13 protein-coding genes and 2 pseudogenes are annotated in these 18008 nt (G+C 61.5%); 8 read left to right on the top strand and 7 right to left on the bottom strand.

The window, feature by feature from the left end:
* Positions 1 to 16: 16 nt before the first annotated feature.
* Positions 17 to 1457: pseudogene (locus WBP06_RS26650) on the top strand (conjugal transfer protein TraH).
* A gap of 8 nt (positions 1458 to 1465) precedes the next feature.
* Positions 1466 to 5221 carry a conjugal transfer protein TraG N-terminal domain-containing protein gene (locus WBP06_RS26645; RefSeq protein WP_103094729.1) on the top strand — a complete coding sequence of 1252 codons (3756 nt, stop codon included), beginning with the start codon at positions 1466 to 1468 and terminating at the stop codon, positions 5219 to 5221.
* On the opposite strand, the gene WBP06_RS26640 is transcribed toward WBP06_RS26645, so the two are convergent.
* The gene (locus WBP06_RS26640; RefSeq protein ID WP_279731275.1) at positions 5218 to 5616 is read right to left on the bottom strand and encodes a hypothetical protein; all 399 of its coding nucleotides are present in this window, start codon (positions 5614 to 5616) and stop codon (positions 5218 to 5220) included. The genes WBP06_RS26645 and WBP06_RS26640 overlap by 4 nt on opposite strands.
* A 634-nt stretch (positions 5617 to 6250) precedes the next feature.
* Between WBP06_RS26640 and WBP06_RS26635 the strand changes: the two genes are divergently transcribed.
* Positions 6251 to 6607 (top strand): hypothetical protein, encoded by a 357-nt coding sequence (locus WBP06_RS26635; RefSeq protein ID WP_103094727.1) that lies wholly within the window; start codon positions 6251 to 6253, stop codon positions 6605 to 6607.
* A gap of 517 nt (positions 6608 to 7124) precedes the next feature.
* Here WBP06_RS26635 and WBP06_RS26630 read toward each other — a convergent pair.
* Positions 7125 to 7496, bottom strand: coding sequence for a hypothetical protein (locus tag WBP06_RS26630; RefSeq protein WP_395335574.1), 372 nt, complete (start codon positions 7494 to 7496; stop codon positions 7125 to 7127).
* Positions 7497 to 8078: 582 nt separating this feature from the next.
* Here WBP06_RS26630 and WBP06_RS26625 point away from each other — a divergent pair.
* Both WBP06_RS26625 and WBP06_RS26620 read left to right on the top strand, forming a co-directional pair.
* The gene (locus WBP06_RS26625) at positions 8079 to 8408 is read left to right on the top strand and encodes a hypothetical protein (protein WP_103094813.1); all 330 of its coding nucleotides are present in this window, start codon (positions 8079 to 8081) and stop codon (positions 8406 to 8408) included.
* Between the two features lie 309 nt (positions 8409 to 8717).
* Positions 8718 to 9140 carry a glycine zipper 2TM domain-containing protein gene (locus WBP06_RS26620; protein ID WP_103094724.1) on the top strand — a complete coding sequence of 141 codons (423 nt, stop codon included), beginning with the start codon at positions 8718 to 8720 and terminating at the stop codon, positions 9138 to 9140.
* A 501-nt stretch (positions 9141 to 9641) separates the two neighbouring features.
* On the opposite strand, the pseudogene WBP06_RS26615 reads toward WBP06_RS26620, so the two are convergent.
* Positions 9642 to 9986: pseudogene (locus WBP06_RS26615) on the bottom strand (transglutaminase family protein); the annotation flags it as partial.
* On the opposite strand from WBP06_RS26615, the gene WBP06_RS26610 reads away from it, so the two are divergent.
* Positions 9936 to 10412 (top strand): N-formylglutamate amidohydrolase, encoded by a 477-nt coding sequence (locus WBP06_RS26610; RefSeq protein ID WP_395335571.1) that lies wholly within the window; start codon positions 9936 to 9938, stop codon positions 10410 to 10412. The pseudogene WBP06_RS26615 and the gene WBP06_RS26610 overlap by 51 nt on opposite strands.
* A 37-nt stretch (positions 10413 to 10449) precedes the next feature.
* Here the strand turns inward: WBP06_RS26610 and nhaA are convergent, their stop codons facing one another.
* Positions 10450 to 11829: a Na+/H+ antiporter NhaA gene (gene nhaA, locus WBP06_RS26605; RefSeq protein ID WP_279731279.1), complete on the bottom strand. Its 1380-nt coding sequence runs from the start codon at positions 11827 to 11829 to the stop codon at positions 10450 to 10452.
* Between the two features lie 307 nt (positions 11830 to 12136).
* Here nhaA and WBP06_RS26600 point away from each other — a divergent pair, with 307 nt between their 5' ends.
* A complete protein-coding gene (locus tag WBP06_RS26600; protein ID WP_004212645.1) occupies positions 12137 to 12523 on the top strand; it encodes a response regulator in 387 nt (128 codons plus the stop codon).
* A gap of 16 nt (positions 12524 to 12539) precedes the next feature.
* Here WBP06_RS26600 and WBP06_RS26595 read toward each other — a convergent pair whose 3' ends face one another.
* The 3 genes from WBP06_RS26595 to WBP06_RS26585 are packed head-to-tail and all read right to left on the bottom strand — an operon-like array spanning position 12540 to position 15984.
* A complete protein-coding gene (locus tag WBP06_RS26595; protein ID WP_048939554.1) occupies positions 12540 to 13682 on the bottom strand; it encodes a hybrid sensor histidine kinase/response regulator in 1143 nt (380 codons plus the stop codon).
* Between the two features lie 2 nt (positions 13683 to 13684).
* Positions 13685 to 14110 (bottom strand): response regulator, encoded by a 426-nt coding sequence (locus WBP06_RS26590; protein ID WP_004212641.1) that lies wholly within the window; start codon positions 14108 to 14110, stop codon positions 13685 to 13687.
* Positions 14107 to 15984, bottom strand: coding sequence for an ATP-binding protein (locus tag WBP06_RS26585; RefSeq protein ID WP_159078589.1), 1878 nt, complete (start codon positions 15982 to 15984; stop codon positions 14107 to 14109). Before WBP06_RS26585 ends, WBP06_RS26590 begins: the two co-directional genes overlap by 4 nt.
* 589 nt (positions 15985 to 16573) lie before the next feature.
* On the opposite strand from WBP06_RS26585, the gene WBP06_RS26580 reads away from it, so the two are divergent.
* Complete coding sequence (locus tag WBP06_RS26580; protein ID WP_279731281.1) at positions 16574 to 17776, top strand: mechanosensitive ion channel family protein; 1203 nt, start codon at positions 16574 to 16576, stop codon at positions 17774 to 17776.
* Positions 17777 to 18008 lie beyond the last annotated feature (232 nt).

Below are 18008 nucleotides of genomic sequence, written 5' to 3'. Positions count from 1 at the left end.
CACCGGGATGCCCGCCATGGAATGTAATCCACGCCGCCTGAACCGTCGCGCTCCTGCCTTAGTACTCTTCCTGGTGGTCGCGTCGTGCGGCCAAGCGGTTCCCGCCCATGCGCAGAGCTGGGCAGAAAGCTGGTTCGACAATGTCACCTACACATCGCCCGGAAGTTTCGAGGACCAGACCCGCGGCTACGTGACCGCGGGCGGGATGTCGGGCCGGGTCGATGTCCATGACGACTATCTCATGAGCCTGACGCTCCCCAAGGTGAAGGCGGGCTGCGGCGGCATCGACATGTTCCTCGGCGGTATGTCGTTCCTCGATCCGGAATATCTCGTCGAGAAGCTGGAGACGATCCTCCAGGCCGCGCCCGCAGTCGCCTTCCAGTATCTGCTGGAAACCCTCGAACGAGAAGATGGGGAATATAATTTCAAAGATGGAGGCCGCGACCAATTACCTGAACTCGATCCAGGTGAACGACTGCCGTCTTGCCAACCGCATGGTTCAGATCGCCAAGGGCGACGACAACATGTCGGGGATCCTCGAGGAGATGACCGGCTACAAGTCGATCCGCGAGGGCTATGCCAACAGCTGGCAGCAGAGCCGCGAGAAGATCCAGGCGAACAAGGGCAATCCGACCGAGGACCTGAAGGACGCGCTCGAGAATTGCCCGGCGGAGGTCACCGAGATCTTCAAGACCGGCTCGCTCCTCGCGCATGCCGCCGCCCGAGTCGGCGCTTCGGACTGGGCGGGCGTCATGCGGGCCCGGGTCGGCGACGTCTACATGCGCTGGGATGCGAACGACAAGGTGCCGGTGTTCTCGGCCATTCCCGCCTGCCCGCACCAGGACACCGAAAGCGCGGACGATTTCCTGACCGGCCGCGTGCCGACCCGTGCGCTCAACATTCCCGCCACCGCCTCGGACTGTTCGGTGAACGGCAGCGGGCGCGGCGCGCTGGTGCTGGCGCGCGAGAAGATGGAATCGGTCGCCGCGAAGATCCGCACCCGCTCGGCGCTGACGAGCGAGGAGAAGCAGTTTGTCGCCAACGTGCGGACCCTGCCAGTCTATCGCCTGCTTGAATGGGGCGTCCGCCAGGGCCTGACCGACAGCGTGATCGCCGACACCGACGAACTGGTCGCCCTCACCCTCGCCTACCAGATGCTCAACGACTTGACCCGTTCGATCGACTTCGCCCTCCAGAACGCCGAGCGCGGCGTCACCACGGCGGGCGCGGCCGATGCCGAGAACACGAACGTGTGCCAGACGCGGATTCTCACCAAGGGTATCGAGCAGCTTCGCGAACTCCGGGACGAGGTGCTGCGCCAGCGCGCGCAGATGCGCCAGTCCTACATGGCCGCGATGAACCAGGCGAACCTCTCCGCCAGCTATGCCGGGGTCCTGCGCCAGCGCGACCGCGACGCCCGCGATGCCGCGGGCGCCAACGCCAATCGTAACCGGTGAGGTCCGTCATGCGCTCCCTCCTTCGCCTGCTGATTGCCCTCGCCGGCTCGCTTGTCGCGACGCCCGCGCTGGCGATCGATTCCAGCTATTACACCTGGGACGGCTTTTCCGAGACCGTCGATGCGTTTCACCTGATCGCGATGATCTTCGGCGATCCGCGCTACGAGACGCTGGTGGTGATCATCGCGGTGGCGGGCATCGCCTTCGGCGCGGTGATCGCCAGCATCCGGGGCTCGGGCATGGGGCTCGTCGCCTTTGGCTTCCAGATGCTGGTCGGCATCGGCCTGTTCGCCGGGTTGATCGCCACTACCGGCACGGTCCATGTCTACGACCGAGTTCGCAACGCCTACCAGCCGGTGGGCGATGTCCCCAATCTCATCGTGCTGGTCGCGGGCGTCACCAATCTGATGGAGCGGGCGCTTGCCGAGACGATCGACGACAACACCACCGAACCCAACGCCAAGCTGGAGTTCGGAGCAGGTGGTCACGCGTTCGACCTCTTCCTGAACGCGGTGTCTCCGCGTAGCCCGATGGTCGACACCTTCCTCGATGCGACGGTGAAGGACTATGTGCGCCAGTGCTATCCGGTGGCGCGCGTCTCCCCGGCCTACGGCGTCGACGACGACCAGCTCTTCCGGACCTCGACCGACCTTCCCGCCTCTTTCGCAGCGATGGCCGGGCCGGCAACCTTCTCGACCGTGTTCACGGCGAGCGACAAGGCGGGAACGACAGTGAGCTGCGAGGCGGCATGGAACCACATTTCCGAGCGTCTGTCGGATTCCACGCTGCTCGATGCCTACAGCGACCAGGTCTGCGCGCGCACCGGCTTCGACGTGACCCAGACGGCCCAGCGCGATCGCTGCCGCCAGCAGATCGACGGCCTGGGCGATATGATGCTGGGGCAAGCGATGAACCGGCAGAAGTTCCTCACCAACATCCTGCTCGGCCAGACCGTGGGCGACGTCCTGTTCGAGGATTCGCCGGCGGCGACCGCACGGGTGATGGCCAACCGCGCGATCGAGTCCAACGGGCTCGCCACGCTCTCGACCGCCAACGAGTGGATGCCGACCATCCGCGCCTCGGTCTTCGCGATCATGCTGATGATGATGCCGATCGCGCTGCTCTTCATCCTGACGCCGATCAACCTTCGGGTCGCGAGTTTCGCGCTCGGCCTCTTCGTCTTCGTCGCGCTGTGGGGCGTGATCGATGCCGGCATCTACCAGCTGACCCTCGGCCGCGCGATGGACGTTCTGGCCGAACTGCGCGCGACCAGTGTCGCCGCCGACAGCTGGATTCTCGCGCCTTCGGCGGCGATGAAAGCACTCGCGATCTTCGGCTCGTTCCGTACAGCAGCCGCTGGCCTGGCGGGCGCGTTCGTGTTCACGGTCTTCCGCTTCTCGGGCAACATGTTCACCGCCTTCACCTCGGGCATGCTCGGGGTCCAGGGCCAGGGCAGCATGGCAGCGGCGACGGTCGGGACCAGCGAGGGCTACGCCTCGGCGCTTGAAGCGCAGGCGTCGGCGAGCGGCACGGCTGCGCGGCGATCGGCGTCCTCCGGGTTCGGCGACTTCGGCGAGCGCAGCAGTTTCGGTCTCGACCGGGCATTCGGCTCCTCCGGCACCGTGCTCGGCGAACAGGGCGGCGGCGCGAGCGGGACTGCCGCGTTTGGGCTTGGCCGGACCGACGCCGCGCGCGAACTGGGTGGCCTCGCCCCTGCCCTCGCCGGGCGGGACCTCAGCGATCCGGCGACGGCCCACGCGGTTCGCGCCAATGCCGCGACATCGGCCATCCATAACTTCGCCCAGGGCGATGCCTTGCGCAAGCTTGGCACGACGTATTTCGGGGAAGGACAGCCCGGCGAGCGGGCCTTTGCCGCCTTCGCGCAGAACATGGTGCAGTGGAAGGCCTTCGGCGACAGCCAAGCCTACGAGATGATGCAGTCGGGCGCACAGCGGCACTTTGAGCGCAGCGGCTATGACGCGAAGGATGCGGCGCTAAAGGCCTCCACCGTGATCGGGCAGGCAGGCGCCGATCCGACCTTCGCCAAGCTGACCGCCAATGCGTTCGACCAGGAGCAGATGCTGCGCAATGACCTGACCGCAGCTGAGACGCAGATCGGGGCGATGGAGGGCCGACGCGACTATGCGGGGAACCGGGTCGCCGCCGTCGAGCGCGGCAATGTCGCGACCGAGCAGGCGCATCGCACCGGCGGCAACCAGGGTCAGCGCCAGGCTGCGGGTATGCTCGGCCTCTCCGTAACCGAGACCAGCCGTCGCATCGGCTTCATCAATGCTCTCTCGGGCGAGGCGCGATCGACCGCGATCAGCCAACTTTCCCGCGCGACCGGGCGGAGCGAAGCGCAAGTGCTGCGCGCGCTGGAAAGTTACAATGCCGCGGTCCAGGTCGGCACGGCCGATGGCGCGAGTGCCGAGGCGGCGCGTGAAGGCACCAGCGTCTATGGGCGCACGCGGGAGGCTGCGGGCTACGACTTCGCCGAGCGGTCGGGCAAGCTCGACGCCCAGCGCGAGATCGGGCCCGACGGGGTGCGCAGCAATGCGCAGATCGGAGAGCAGCGGCGGCAGGCGGATAATGCCGGCTTTGCCGAAGGGGCTGCGGCGGCCGGAGCATCGGTTCGGGAAGCTGCGCGTCTCGATGCCTTCATCCGCGCGCTGGCCGGTACCGCTGGCAACCAGGTCGACATGGCCGAGGGCGGCGCGGAAGGTATCGCCGATCGTGCGCGCAACGAGCGCCTGACCGGGATCGTCGAGCGGGAGCGCCTCACCCGCACCCAGGCGCTGCTGCGCGCGCATGGTGTCGCAATGTCGAAGCGCCAGATCGCCATGGACCAGAATGGCGATGTCAGTCTCAACCTGACACCCGAACTCGCGGCGCAGATGTGGCGCGGCGGTCTCATCAACGAAAGCCAGCTCGGCGCCATCGCCAATGGCGGGCATGCGCGCTTCAGTTTCGCGCACAACGATCTGCTCGTCTCGAGCAGCACCGGGTTCAGCCGGTCCGCGCGCAATGACACCAGCACGCGCTTCGAGGCCGGCAAACAGGCCGGCCCCGACACGATCGAGCATTTCCTTGGCAGTGGCCCGGAGGGTCAGGCTGCCATGGCCAACTGGCTTCGCGGCGGGTTCGAAATGGATCGGCGGGGCAACTGGAGGCTAAAGCCCCAGGTGGCCGATACGCTGGAACGCGACGTCACCGCGATCATCGCGCAGACGGGATGGCAAAGGTCGCTTTCCCGAAACGCAGACCATCAGACGTCAAACACTGAGAGCGTATCTGGGGATCTCTCAGCAACGGCGAGCAGAGGCGTAAGCAGTGGCGGCAAAGCCAAGGACAAGGGCAAGGACGATAATTCGGGAAGTTCCGGAAACGCCGTGGGATCGCTAAGTGGCAAGGTGGGAATGGATATCTCCGATCGAGGCGCTGCAACCGTTTCGGCACAGTCATCGATGGACATTGTCAACTACGACGTTCGTGAGGTGATCGCGTCCGCAGAGAAGGCCGCGGCCCGTTCGGGACGTCCTGAGGAGACATTTGCAAAAGGATTGAGCGACGGAGTTCTCGGCAATCAGGGACTTCGAAATCGTTACCTAGAGCAAGCAGATTCCGGCCGCGGTACTATGCAGCTTACCGCCCCACTCACGTCGATGGAACAATCATCGATTCTGAGTTCGGGTCGATTGTTGATGGATCGAGATCATGGCCCTGCGGACGGAGATCCGACGTTTAAAGAGCGTCGAGATCCCTAATGTTTATCTTTCATCAGGCCGATATGTCTGTGGTAGATGCTCCCAGATCGTATATCAAACGGATCTGTATAGGGATCGATCATAGGTTTTTGCGACGGTGGCCCCGACATAATCACCCATTCCCCACAGGCAACCTTGGCCTTGAGGAAGCCATATCCCAGGACAGCAGCCACCGTGACTGGGTTGAACACAAAGATCAGCAACACCATCGTGTTAGCGAGATAGATGTTCAGCCGATCGAAGGGGGGGGCCATCATCAGTTCGAGGCCGATCCAGTAGAGCAGCGCCAGAGCCATGTAGAGCTTGGCATACCAGGGGCGCCAGAACCAGTCGGCCGCGCGCGGCGATGGCGGGGGCGCCTCTTCTGCCGGTTCGACGTGATCAACATCCTGCATGTGCAGAGCCTTTCCGAAGAGGAGAATAGCACAGGCTCCCACAGCAGAGAAACCTGGCGCGGTGGGTCGAGGGAAAAGACGATGCGAACCATCGCCGCCTTTACCCACCTTCCCTCCCTTCCTCTCCACCCTCCCCGCCGACGCTCACCGATCGTTTTCCAGGCGAGACGGCCGCTGCCGTCCTGGAGGTCACCGTGACGAAGCGGAAGCGGCGCGATCCCGAGCCTTGCCCTGCTCTGTCGCCGCGAGCCGAGGCTGCCATCATGCGTCTGGCGGAGCTTCTTGGCCGCCAGATCGCGCGGGAACTGCATGAAGAGCAGAACCGGCAGAGGGAACAGAAGGATGATCCGGCAAGACAGCCGTAGTGATGGCACGCTATCAGCATGAGGAGTTTATCCGGTCTTCGGGAATCTCGTCGGAAGACGCGGATGGGCCGGGCCGTGCAGCTGCATTGAGCGCTTGTTTCACCCGCTTCAGCGACGAATGGCTCCGCGGCGTACTGACTCCCGACGCTATAAACAGTATGGGCCCGCTTCGCGTATGATCCTCGCAGATGAGTGCCGTTTGGCATGGATGCCTCCCGGCGCGACATATTGCCGGCGCGGATATGGTACGGATATTTTGAGTAGCTGAAGTGAAGGCAGTTCACGGCAACATCGATGGCCCTCTCGCGCTCGACGAGGATATCGCACTCTACGGCAGGATTTCCGGGGGCGCGACAGTTCGCAGCGGCAAGCGATTCATCCTCCATGGCACGATCGCCGGCGATTTGCGGGTGGAGAAAGATGCCCGCGCCGTGGTGCGCGGAACCGTCGCCGGGCGCATCTACAACGACGGCGGACGGGTGGAACTGTTCGGCATGGCCGATGCCATCGCGAGCAATTCACACGATGGCGTCACCATCATCGATCCTGCTGCACACGTCCTTGGCGGCGGGAAACATCGTTCGGCCGCCTTTCGACGATCGGGAACGAGGCACTTACCGCTATAACGGCGGCGCGTGAGGGCGGTTTTTCCGATGGCCCCATAGCTAATCAATGCGGGATTGCCGCGCCCAAGGCATTGGAGCCAACGACGTTCTTATTTATCGAACGCCCTCATGCAAAATCTGATGTTGCACCAGGTTCTGAACGAGCGCAGCCAATCCACAGCCTTTTTGGGCATCCTCTCCTGACTTTTAAAGGCTGGCCCTGGCGGCCAGCTTCTTTTTCGCATGATGTTTCAGGACGTCGTGCCGAGAACCATGCCCCGCCGCATGGCAACGTTCGCAGCAAGGACGAACGTGGTCAACATGCTATGTTCGACTGCACATACCATGGTCCGACCTTGCAATATTGTAACGCGATTTGACGGCCCAAATGAGTTATTCACTGGCAGCGACCCGAAGGACGCCACCGGTGAGGCGGCGCTCAAGACTGGAGCCTTCCGGGAGTGTCCATGCGGAAGGCTCAATTTTTTCGCTCGAGGTCCGGGCGTGCGGAGTAGATGGCGCGATTTTGTGGCGCCACCTAGTTAGGCTCGGTCTCAGAACCATTCTCTTCATCGGCAAGGCGATGGAGATCCTGCTCGATGGTTTGCAGGATCGGCACGATGATTTCCTCGACGTCCTGATCGCGCAACGCCTCACGAGCCAGTTGCACCTTGACGATCGCCGCTTCGATATTCGGCGCCGGGAGGGATAGCAGAGTCTGGACTGCAAACTCGTAGGGGACGGCGAAACTGGCATCGGTTCGTTCCCATTCGTGTACCCTCGCACAGGCTTTATCATAGTCTTCGGGGGTGAGATTAGGATCAGGACAGGGCGTGCTCGCCCGCCACTCGGTGAAGGCATGGCGGCTCTTCCGAAATTGCTCTATCGCCGCGAGCCACGTCGCGACCATGTCGTCTCGCGATGTCATCCTCAAAGTCCCCGTACCAGTTGCAGGCGCGGCGCACGATAATCGATTTGCCTGGTCGCATACAAATCGGCCCTCTGCGCCGATCGCATCGGCTGTCCACGAGATAGCGACGGGCCTGGGAGATCGGTGTTGCAAGACTGCGGAGTCAGAGGTGGATTTTTGCCGGAAGGTGACCGGATTACTGTTGGCTGGCGGGCGGCAGGGAAGCGGAGCTGAATAGAGCCAGCTTCGGCGCGTGTCCCACAACATTCCGCCTACCTATTTCGACATCACCCGTCTTTATCCCCCGGAGAGGCCGCGCTAAATCGACCTGATGGATTATCGCGTCAGACTCATACCTCGCCTCCATCCTGTCGATGCCAAGGGACAGCCCGGCCCAGATGCTCCTGTCTTCGAAATCGCCTTTCCCGAAGCGTCGATCCAGACGCTGCGCGGCCGCGCCGAGAGGATCACCGGTCAGCGCAGCGCCAGGATCATCGCCGGCGATACGTCTTGTGATGGTGCGCCCCTGTGCTGAACGGGAATATCGACTGGTTTCGTCCCACAGATTTTACGGAGCAGGGCATGGTTCTCATGATCGACGGCAACCCTTGCGAAGTGCCCTGGGATGCCGTCCAGGGGATCAGCGCGGGCCGTGTTCGCATGGACAACGAAATGTGGCATCTGGCTCTGGCGGCGGACATCGACAGGCAAGGCAGCGCGCGCCTTGTCATTGTCACCGAGGCGGATCGGATCTGGGCAAGGTTCACGCAGATTCTGCCGCAGGTTTTTCCCTGCGTTCCGAGCGTGACGACATGGGGACCGCAGGCGCTGACAGCTTCGGAGCCGGTTTCGCTGTATGATCGGCCATCGGATCTTCCGCGTATGCGGGGTACCGAAACGCGCTTGCAGTAGGCGGGCATGGTCGTATTTCCAGCCTTATGCCCCGCCGTTCCTGGATTATCGACAGCGTCCCGGTTCGGACCTCTCTGCTTTAGGCCAGGAACGCCTCATGGGATGTCTCGCCTGAATCCGTCGAGGGAAGACGCCAACAGAGGTAGACAAAGACCGCGTGCAAACAGTGATTTGCCTGGAGCGCCGTTCAAGCGACTTTTCCTGCACTAGGCACGATTCATCTCGCTGGCGGGCAACCCTTGATCCCATCGGATGGTTACTCCAGTCGGGTCGACATCGATATCCTCGTGAGAAAGAAGGAGCCGAAAGATGAAGTATCTGGCAGGAATTCTCGGTTCGCTCGCAGCGACCACATTGGCTGTCACGGCCATTCCCGCAGAGGCGCAACATTCCAACAATCGTGATCGACGCAGTGAGGTTAGCCGCACTCGCGGTGATAGCCGGCACGAATGGCGCGGCGACAAGGATCGGAACTGGGATCCGGCCCAGAGCTACCACCGCGGCAATTACAAGGATCGGCGTCTTAGTCGAAATGACCGGGTCTATCGAGGCCGCGACGGACGGGCCTATTGTCGTCGTTCGGATGGCACGACCGGTCTTGTCGTGGGCGCATTGGGCGGCGCAGCTCTCGCGAAGCTGATCGGTGGCAACACTCTGGGCACCCTGGCCGGCGGAGCTGGCGGCGCCCTCGTCGGCCGACAGATTGACAGGGGCGAAGTGAAATGCCGTTAATGTCGTGATCGGGAGATCGGGAAGCAGGGGCGTGCGCGCCCCGGCTTCCGTTCCCATGAGCGCGCTGCGCTATACCGGCGATGCGGCCGCGCGATAGTCGAAGCCATGAATGCGGGCCTCAAGAATGGAGACGACGGCCGGTGAAGCTCAACTCTCCCGACCCCTCCGGGAGCCTGTCGCTCGATTTGACTGGACCGACAGACGCCGCCAAGCATCGGGCGCAAATTGCACTCTGACGAGAAGGCGGCGATCCGCTGCATTTCTTTTGATCGAATTCGGCGATCCCCTGACTGTAGCCGCCTGCGATCTATTACAGAATAAAAAGCCGCAGGGCTTATCGGCAGCCTGCGGGGTTCAAGTAAAGGTCTCCCTCCTACTTCGCCCGCGACACGCCTAAGTTTTGCCCCACTTGTCTGGCCCAGCCAGGTTTTGAAAATCGCAGCCGGAGTGTGACAGATTTTCTCATTTTTCAGAGAGGGTATGCCGTTTAGAGCGTGACGATCATCCCATTGTTGAGGTCTCTTCAGTTCGGACTTCGAAGTGCTGCAGTATCGCCGGCCCAAATGCGGTCGTCAAAGCGACATCGGTTGCGTCGCGGCCGCGCGCCATCAAGATTCGACCTATGCGGCGCTGGTTGTGCCGCGCATCATAAACGTACCAGCCACCATTGATATACACTTCAAACCAGGCGCTGAAGTCCATCGGTGCATCGACCGGGGGGACCCCGATATCGCCGAGATAGCCTGTACAGTAGCGAGCAGGGATATTCATACACCGGCAAAGGGTGATGGCGAGATGGGCGAAATCTCTGCACACGCCCTGACGCTCCTGATAACCGTTCCAGGCGTCCGGAGGGCCCGGATAGAAAGCATTCACGTGCCCTATCACGCAGCCATTTCAAGAATGCTGGATGATCGTCAGCACCAGGGCCGCGCGACCGTCCTTGTTTCACTTCATAGTTTCACCCCCATCCTGAACGGAAGCGCCCGACCTTGGGACGTCGGCATATTATATTGGCGGGGGCGTACGGACTTCGCGCTTGGGCTACGTGATGCGCTGGCAAGACAAACTGGCATCGTTGTTGGCGACAATGTCCCCTATGCGATGGACGAAACGGATTATACGGTCCCGTACCACGCATTCAGCCGCGCCCTGCCCTATGTGGAAATCGAGGTGAAGCAGAGTCTGATCGGTGATCCGCAGGGGCAAGCCGTCTGGGCGGCTCGGCTCGGAACTGCGGCCCGCGAAGCGCTGGACAGGATAGCGCTTTAGCTCTGTGCCTAGATTACGAGAACGAACACAAGCATCCCTACCTTTTCGTGGGCACGCTCCTGAATACGGCGTACCCAAACAAACCGGAAAGGACCGAGGCCGCGAATACGCCCAGGGAGGCCTCCTCGAACTGCGTCTCGTTGGCAAAGGCCAGTTCGGCGATGAAGAGGGATATGGTAAAGCCGATGCCGGCAACGCCCCCGATTCCAAGGACCATTTTCCAGGTCAGCCCTTCCGGCAAGCGGGCGAGATGCAGCCGACACGCGAGCCAGGTCGCGAAGAGAAAGCCTACCGGTTTGCCGACTGCCAGACCGGCTATGATGCCGATCGCCAGGTTTGAATGCAGAATGTCACTCAGCAGGTCTGGGGAAAAATGTATCCGCAGGTTGGAAAGAGCAAATAGCGGCAAGACCACATAAGAGACCCACGGCGTCAGTATCCGGATCAGCCTGGCCGCGGCTTCATCGGTAGCTGCTGCCATCTCGTGGACGTAGCCCAGGTTTTTCTGAGCGGACAGATGATGAGTATCTTCTTCATCCGGATCGTCGGCGCGTGCGGCCGCAGCCTCGGCTTTCTTGATCTCGTCGATGGGTCGCTGGACATGCGCTGCAAAGCGCCGCTCTGAAAGGCGCGAGTTTGTCGGAAGCAGTAGACCTATCGCGACGCCGGCTATCGTGGGATGAACCCCCGATCCCAATATGCCGATCCAAACCACGATGCCCAGAAAGACATAAAGGATTGGCGTGACCCAGTTAAGGCGCAGGAACAGGATTATGCCGAGATATGCGGCTCCTGCCAGTGCGAGAAACCAGGGTTGAAGCGTAGCGGTGTAGGCAAAGGCTATCACCAGCAGGCCAAACACATCGTCTATCGCTGCGAAGGCGAGCAACGTGGCGCGAAGCGATGGCGGCAAGGAGGTCGCGAACATACCGACGATCGCCAGGCTGAACGCCGTATCCATCGCCGCCACCGTTCCCCAGCCATGCTGGGCTTGGGTACCAAGGTTGAAGGCAAGGTAAATAGCCACAGGAACAACGAGACCACCTATCGCACCAACGACAGGGAGGGCTGCGGTCCGAACTGACGACAATGACCCTTTCACGAACTCGCGCTTCACCTCTGTTCCGATTATAAGGAAGAACAGCGGCATCAGCGCGTCATTGATCCATCCCGACAGGGGTTTCGCTATTGCCCAGCCATCATAGGTCAGCCTCAGGGGGGCGTCCCAGATGTGCGCGTATGTCGAACCCGAAGCGGTATTGATCAGCACGAGTGCGGCGATCGACGCGATCAGCAGCGGGCCGCCGGATACCTCGCCGATGACGAAGAAGGGTTCAAACTTCCTAAGGATGGCAGCCGCGGGCGAGTGATGGGCCCTTGCGGCGATGCGGCCCGACTGACGAGGGGGCAAACTCATTTGCCGTTCCTGGATTCGGTAAAATCACCGGGCATGTCTCCTCCAACCCGACCAAAGCGAAATCGTTGCAAAATGCTGTCGGGCAGATGCAAGTTTGAAGCCCGGTAAGCAGGAAGGTGCCAGTAGGATTGCCGGCGCTCGGCGGACTATGTCCGATCATTGCCAATGGACGTGCCGGTTCGCCACATGATCGGCAAAGGCCTTGCGAGACTATTTCATGCAGTGAACCATGCGGGCAATGCCAACTGGCTAATTAACACTCTGTTTCCAACGGGAACGATGCCGCCGAATTTTGATTTTATGCGGTATGAAGGAAGACGCTGCCCATCCGATCTGCCGAGAGGAAATTCTGGTCGTTGATGATGAGCCGCTGCTCAGAATGGTTTTGGTGGATTTGTTCGAGGATGCAGGCTTCCGGGTGGAGGAAGCGGGCGATGCCGGCGAAGCACTTGAACTATTGAAAGCGCATCCTTCCATCCGCATTGTCGTGACCGACATTCAGATGCCCGGATCAATGGACGGCCTGCGCCTCGCGAACTATATCCATGATGCATATCCGCCAATAGCGCTAATCGTGTGCTCGGGCGCGATATCACCTGATGGAGGCGCGCTGCCGCAGTCCGCCATCTTCATGCCCAAACCGGTCGATCACGCCGTTTTGCTACGCACGGTGAGCAAAATGTTGTCTGCGTAACGAGGCTAAGCTCCTGCTATTGCTTAGATAAGCCTTCGAAAACTAGCGAAAAGGCGGTTCCTTCGCCCACTTTGCTGGCGACTTCCATCCTTGCCCCCATCCGTTCGACAAGGTCGCGGCAGAGCAGTAGTCCCAGCCCGCTCCCCTTCTCTCCCGCAGTCCCTGGCGTCGTGACGCGGCGATCGATGCGGAAGAGATTGTCGATGGCCTGCTGCGACATTCCTACGCCGGAATCCCGAACATGGATAACGAACCGCCCGTCGGTTCCTTTCTCGCAGGCGATGGTGATGCCGCCCCCTGCTGGCGTAAACTTGATCGAATTGCCGACCAGGTTGCGCAGCACCGTCGCGAGCATGTCGCGATGGGCACGGACCATCCCGCCGCCACAATCGAATGACACCGATACGCCCTTCTCTTCAGCCGTGTGGCGGCACACACTCGTCGCTTCCTGTGCGATAGCAGCCACATCGACCATCTCGAGTTCGACATTGCCGCTATCCATCTGGAGCTGTGCCCAGTCGAAAAGGCTTTCCATCAGGGCGTGTGCCTGCACTGCCGCCTCCTGCACGGCCTGCGCACGGATTTGAACCTTCGCGGGATCCTTTTGCGCGGCGGTCCGGCTCAAAGAGTCCGAGAGACCAATGATTGCCTGGAAGGGATTGCGCAGATCATGCGCGATGATCGAAAGCAGCAAGGCCTTCTGACGATTGAGCGCATCGAGAGCGAGGGATTTTTCCTCGGCTTCCCGCTTCGCCTGCTCGAGTTCCGCCAGAAAGGCGCGCCTTGCCTTGGCATAGCGGATTGCACGCGCAAGGCCCGATGGGTTGAGCTCCGCCTTGCTCAAATGATCGAGCGCCCCCGCTCGCATCAGATCGAGGGCCGTCTCGGGGTTGGTCTCGCCGGTAAGGATCAGAACGGCATTGATACCGCACCCTGGAGCGAGCAAAGCCCCCAGCACATCGAAGGCATCGGCATCGGGCAAGCGATAATCGAGCAGGACGCAGTCGAAGGCTTTCTCGCCTGCGAGCGCTAGTCCTTCGGCAGCGTTTGCTGCCTCCGTCAGAACCCAAGTGAGGTCAGAGGCCGACAGCGCCCGCCGGACGGCCTGGCGATCGACTTCATCGTCATCGATAAGGAGGATGTGGGTCTGGGTCGGCATCGTCAGCGCGGAAACTCAACGATTCTCCAATAATGTTCAAGCAGTGATACGGCTTCCATAAAGGTGTTTGCCGGGTCCTGCTTGACGATGTAGCCCGCGACATTGTGCCCATAGGCGCGCGCCTTGTCCTCGTCCGCCTTGGAGGTGGTGATCATGAACACCACAGAGCCTTTCAGCTCCTCATCCGCCCGAATGGCTTCCAGGAATTCGATGCCGTTCATCCGGGGCATGTTGAGGTCGAGCAGGATGAGGTGAGGCTTGGGCAGCTTTTCCTGGCCGTTTTCGCCCCGCAGCACTTCCAGTGCCTCGATGCCGTCACGAGCCACTGTGATCGGGTTGGCGATCCGGCTTTTGGCGAACGCGCGCTTTAGGCCTTGCACATCGACCTCGTCATCTTCGACGAGCAACAGATTGACGGTTGGATTCATGCTCGAGATTCCTTGGAGATAGCGGGCCAGGTGAAATGCACGGTGAGGCCGCGGGCCTCATTCTCGCTCAACCACACCTGTCCGGATTGCCGTTCGACGAGCTTCCTTACAATCGCAAGCCCCATTCCGCTACCTTCCACTTCATCCCTTGGCTTGAGGGTCTGGAACATACCGAACACCCGTTCGCGGAACTGTTCGGGTATCCCTGCCCCATTATCGCTGACGGTGAACTCGTACATGTTGCCCACAGATGCCGCCTTAACCTGGATAAGGCCATGGGCCGGATCCGGGTGATGCTTTACCGCGTTTCCTATGAGGTTCTGCAGCGTCTGGGTGAGCGCGGCTTGCGCGGTTACCAGCGTAGGCAAACTCGCGTCCGCCTCGATCCGAAAGCCCTCCGGCGGGCTGATGAGGGCCGCAAGATCCGAGACCAGCGCCCTCGTATCAACCTCCCGGATCACATTGTCGTCGCGCCCGGCGCGCGAATAGGCGAGCAGATCACTAAGCAGACTCTCGAGCCGACGTACCCGGCTCTTCAGCAAATCCATGTTCGTTCGGGTATCGCCCTCCAGCTTGTCACCCAGGTCCTCCTCGATCCAGCTCGCCAGGTTCTCGATCCCGCGAAGAGGCGCTTTGAGATCGTGTGAGGCGACATAGGCGAACTGCTCGAGCTCGGCATTGGAACGCTGGAGATCATGAGCCTGATGCCGCAGCTTCTGGTCGATTTCCTTTCGATCCGTCACATCGGTAAAGAGCGCGACGACCCCAAGGATACGGCCGCTATTGGCGCGGTGGGGACGGAAGTAACCCTCGAAATCCCTCGGCGACGCGGCATCGGGCAGCTGGAAGGCAAACCGAACTTCCTCCCCGCTGAGTGCCGTCTGGAGTTCGTCGCCAGCGCCTGGGAACGTCTTTTGAGGAAACAATTGATCCAGATTTCGGCCCGAAACATGAGCTACGTCCTCCGCCGTAACGCTGAAGCGGCGCGCAAACTCCTCATTCAGAAAGCCGATGGATCTGTCCGCCTCGATATAAGCGATCATCGCCGGCATGGTATCCGCGGTCACCCGCAGGACCGACGTGCGGTCGAGTTCGATGAGGCTGTCTTTGAACACCGCGACGGCACGCGCCATGGCGCCAACCTCATTGCGGTGGTTGAGGCTTGGGATGGATACCGACGTGTCACGCGCGACAAGCCTCCGCATCGTTTCCGCCAAACCCACAAGGGGACGGGCTATGTACCGGCTGAGGGCTACTGCGACCCCCAGACTGATCAACAATGTCAGGACCAACGAAGCCCACAGGGTGAACCGCGCGGTTTCTTCCGCGCGCGCAACCAGGCGGGTCTGGACAACCAGCGAATCCTGTTCGCGCTGTTCGATAGTGGCGAGCCGTGCGCGGAAGGTGTCGAACATGGCCTTGCCCTGCCCGTCTGCTTCGATCGAACGGGCGTGATCGCGCGCCGTGGGATAGGCCATGTCCCTGATGATGACGGCGCCCACCTGACGCTGCCAGTTTCGCGCCGCTTGTTCGGCTTCTTCAAGCGCATCCAACTGAGGTTGGTTCGTGGCCAGCAGAACCTTCAGCTCCGCGATACTATGGTCGAAGTTGCGTCGCCCCTCTTCATAGGGCTGCAGACTTGTCCGACGTCCGGTCAGCAAATAGCCTCGCGCGCCGGTCTCCTGGTTGAGCATCTCGTTCTTGATGGCGCTCAGTCCGACAATGATCTGCGAAGAGCGGAAGCGCGACGCCGTCGCAGAATGCAATTGGGACAAGGTGATAAGGACGCCTCCGCTGCCGACGAGCGCAATGAGGGCGATCATCGCGATTGCGAAACCGAAAGTTCGATTCAGACTGTAGGTGTTCTCTCGCATCGCCCTTCGCATACCCAGCCTGTGGGAAAATAACAGCAACAGTTTTTAGGGTTTGGTTGGGCGCCAGACTCTGAGTACGAGCCGGTGACGATTCCAGGGATCCCGCTCGGCATTGCGGGCTTTTCTCCCCGTCGGCGGCGCGCGACGACCACCGAATCGATTACATTCATCAGCGGGTTGAGGACCGTCGAGCCCCGGCAATGCCTCGCCAGCAGCGTGACGATCTCCCTCATCGACGTTAGTGCGCCGCCCAGAACAGGCAGATAGGCCGAACGCAGGTAGTTGTCGTTTGCGCTCATCCATGACGATGGTCACGGTGCCCATGATCATGATCGTGATGCTCGTGTGCCCGTGGTGATGATAGCGGTAGGGCGCTGACGATGTTCAAGATTAGGCCAATCGCCGCCGCTACGGTCGCATTCCCGAAAGCGTGAGGGACTTCATCACTCGATACGGGAACAAACTCGGGGTCAGTCCATTTTAGAGGCCCGCGCCGACACTTTGCGCGCCTGTCGTGCAAGCGTCGCCAATCCGCCGGTTCGGGTCGCCATCCGCAACCGCGCCACAGACGCAGGATCATGTGCATACGATGAGCGTAATCCAGATTATCGCCGCAGCCACGCCCGCTGCAACTTCCCCAGCTCTCGCAAGAGCCGCCATCCCGGACGTATCCACGCAAATTCGCGACCTGTCGCGATCGACGGTTTCGTGGTTCCAGGCGTACTGGCTGCAGATCATCATCGCATTGGCCATCGCCGTCGCCATCGTCTCCGCGCTCTACGCCCTGCGCGGGCTTGGCGCGCGTCTGTGCCGAAAGGAGCGCGGGCGGGGCGACTGGCGTACCATCGTCGGCCGGGCCATCACCAAGACCACCAACTACTTCATCATCATGGTCGCCATCCGTGCGGTGGACGGATACGCGCAGACGCCTCCGATGCTCGACAAGCTGGTAACGTTCCTGTTCACCCTGGCTGCGGTGATGCAAGGCGCGATCTGGGCGCGCGAGTTCATCCTCGGCGCGATAGAGCACAAGACCTCGGCCGAGCATTTCAAGGGCGAGGCGATCATTAATGCCATGGGCCTCATCCGCCTGTTGGTCAGCGTGGTGGTCTTCGCGGTGGCGGCCGTGGTGCTGCTCGACAACATCGGCGTAAACGTTACCGGCCTCGTCGCGGGTCTGGGCGTCGGCGGTATCGCCATAGGTCTGGCTGCGCAGGGTATCTTCGCCGACCTGTTCGCCGCGCTGGCGATCATCTTCGACCGACCGTTTTCCAAGGGCGACCAGATCAGCTTCGACAATTCGTCGGGCACGATCGAGGCGATCGGTCTCAAGTCCACGCGCATCCGCGCCTATACGGGCGAACTGCGGATCATCTCCAACAAGAACCTGCTCGACAAGGAAATCCTGAACGTCAGCGGGCGTGATCATATCCGTTTGCCGTTCACCATCGGCGTCGCCTACGAGACCCCGCCCGAGACGCTCGCGCGCATTCCCGGCATCCTGACCGAACTTGTCGAGGCGGAAGGCGGTAAGGCGGCAAGGGCCGGGTTCGAGAGCTTCGGCGCTAGTGCGCTCGATTTCAGCCTGCTGGTCGACGTGCCGGGCAAGGACTGGGGCGTGGCGCATCCGCTGCGCGACCGGCTGATGGTGGCGGTCGTGCAAAGGTTCGCCCAGGAGGGGATTTCCATTCCTTATCCCACGCAAACGACGTTCACCGCCGCCCCTGACGGAAAGCTGATCATGCCCTATCCGAGCCCCACGTCATCTGACGACGACGCAAGGGCGCTGTAGGCCCTTCGTCGAAGCCCCGCATGCGTTTCTGCGGAAATTGGCCAGATGGAGGCGGAAATGTAGCTTTCCCGCCATATAGCAGCGGGCCCTGCGGGCCCGAACTGCACAGTCTGCTCCTAAGGACTCCTCTTAACCGGCAGCACGGGCTGGCCGTTAGCCCTGCCGTCCTGGCCGATTTATGGGTGGGTTCTGGGCCGCGTGTGGCGCACGCTGCCGTGGCATCGCTCGCGTT

The organism is Novosphingobium mississippiense (assembly GCF_044029535.1).
In the GTDB taxonomy this organism is placed as follows: domain Bacteria; phylum Pseudomonadota; class Alphaproteobacteria; order Sphingomonadales; family Sphingomonadaceae; genus Novosphingobium.
The sequence above is the reverse complement of the archived record's forward strand: the minus strand, read 5'-3'. Positions and strand labels throughout refer to the sequence as shown.

Coding starts and splice junctions, on each gene's coding strand:
- WBP06_RS26645 (WP_103094729.1), top strand. CDS start 1,466: ATGCGCTCCCTCCTTCGCCTGCTGATTGCCCTCGCCGGCTCGCTTGTC.
- WBP06_RS26640 (WP_279731275.1), bottom strand. CDS start 5,616: ATGCAGGATGTTGATCACGTCGAACCGGCAGAAGAGGCGCCCCCGCCA.
- WBP06_RS26630 (WP_395335574.1), bottom strand. CDS start 7,496: ATGGTCGCGACGTGGCTCGCGGCGATAGAGCAATTTCGGAAGAGCCGC.
- WBP06_RS26625 (WP_103094813.1), top strand. CDS start 8,079: ATGGTTCTCATGATCGACGGCAACCCTTGCGAAGTGCCCTGGGATGCC.
- WBP06_RS26620 (WP_103094724.1), top strand. CDS start 8,718: ATGAAGTATCTGGCAGGAATTCTCGGTTCGCTCGCAGCGACCACATTG.
- WBP06_RS26610 (WP_395335571.1), top strand. CDS start 9,936: ATGGGCGAAATCTCTGCACACGCCCTGACGCTCCTGATAACCGTTCCA.
- nhaA (WP_279731279.1), bottom strand. CDS start 11,829: ATGAGTTTGCCCCCTCGTCAGTCGGGCCGCATCGCCGCAAGGGCCCAT.
- WBP06_RS26600 (WP_004212645.1), top strand. CDS start 12,137: ATGAAGGAAGACGCTGCCCATCCGATCTGCCGAGAGGAAATTCTGGTC.
- WBP06_RS26595 (WP_048939554.1), bottom strand. CDS start 13,682: ATGCCGACCCAGACCCACATCCTCCTTATCGATGACGATGAAGTCGAT.
- WBP06_RS26590 (WP_004212641.1), bottom strand. CDS start 14,110: ATGAATCCAACCGTCAATCTGTTGCTCGTCGAAGATGACGAGGTCGAT.
- WBP06_RS26585 (WP_159078589.1), bottom strand. CDS start 15,984: ATGCGAGAGAACACCTACAGTCTGAATCGAACTTTCGGTTTCGCAATC.
- WBP06_RS26580 (WP_279731281.1), top strand. CDS start 16,574: ATGAGCGTAATCCAGATTATCGCCGCAGCCACGCCCGCTGCAACTTCC.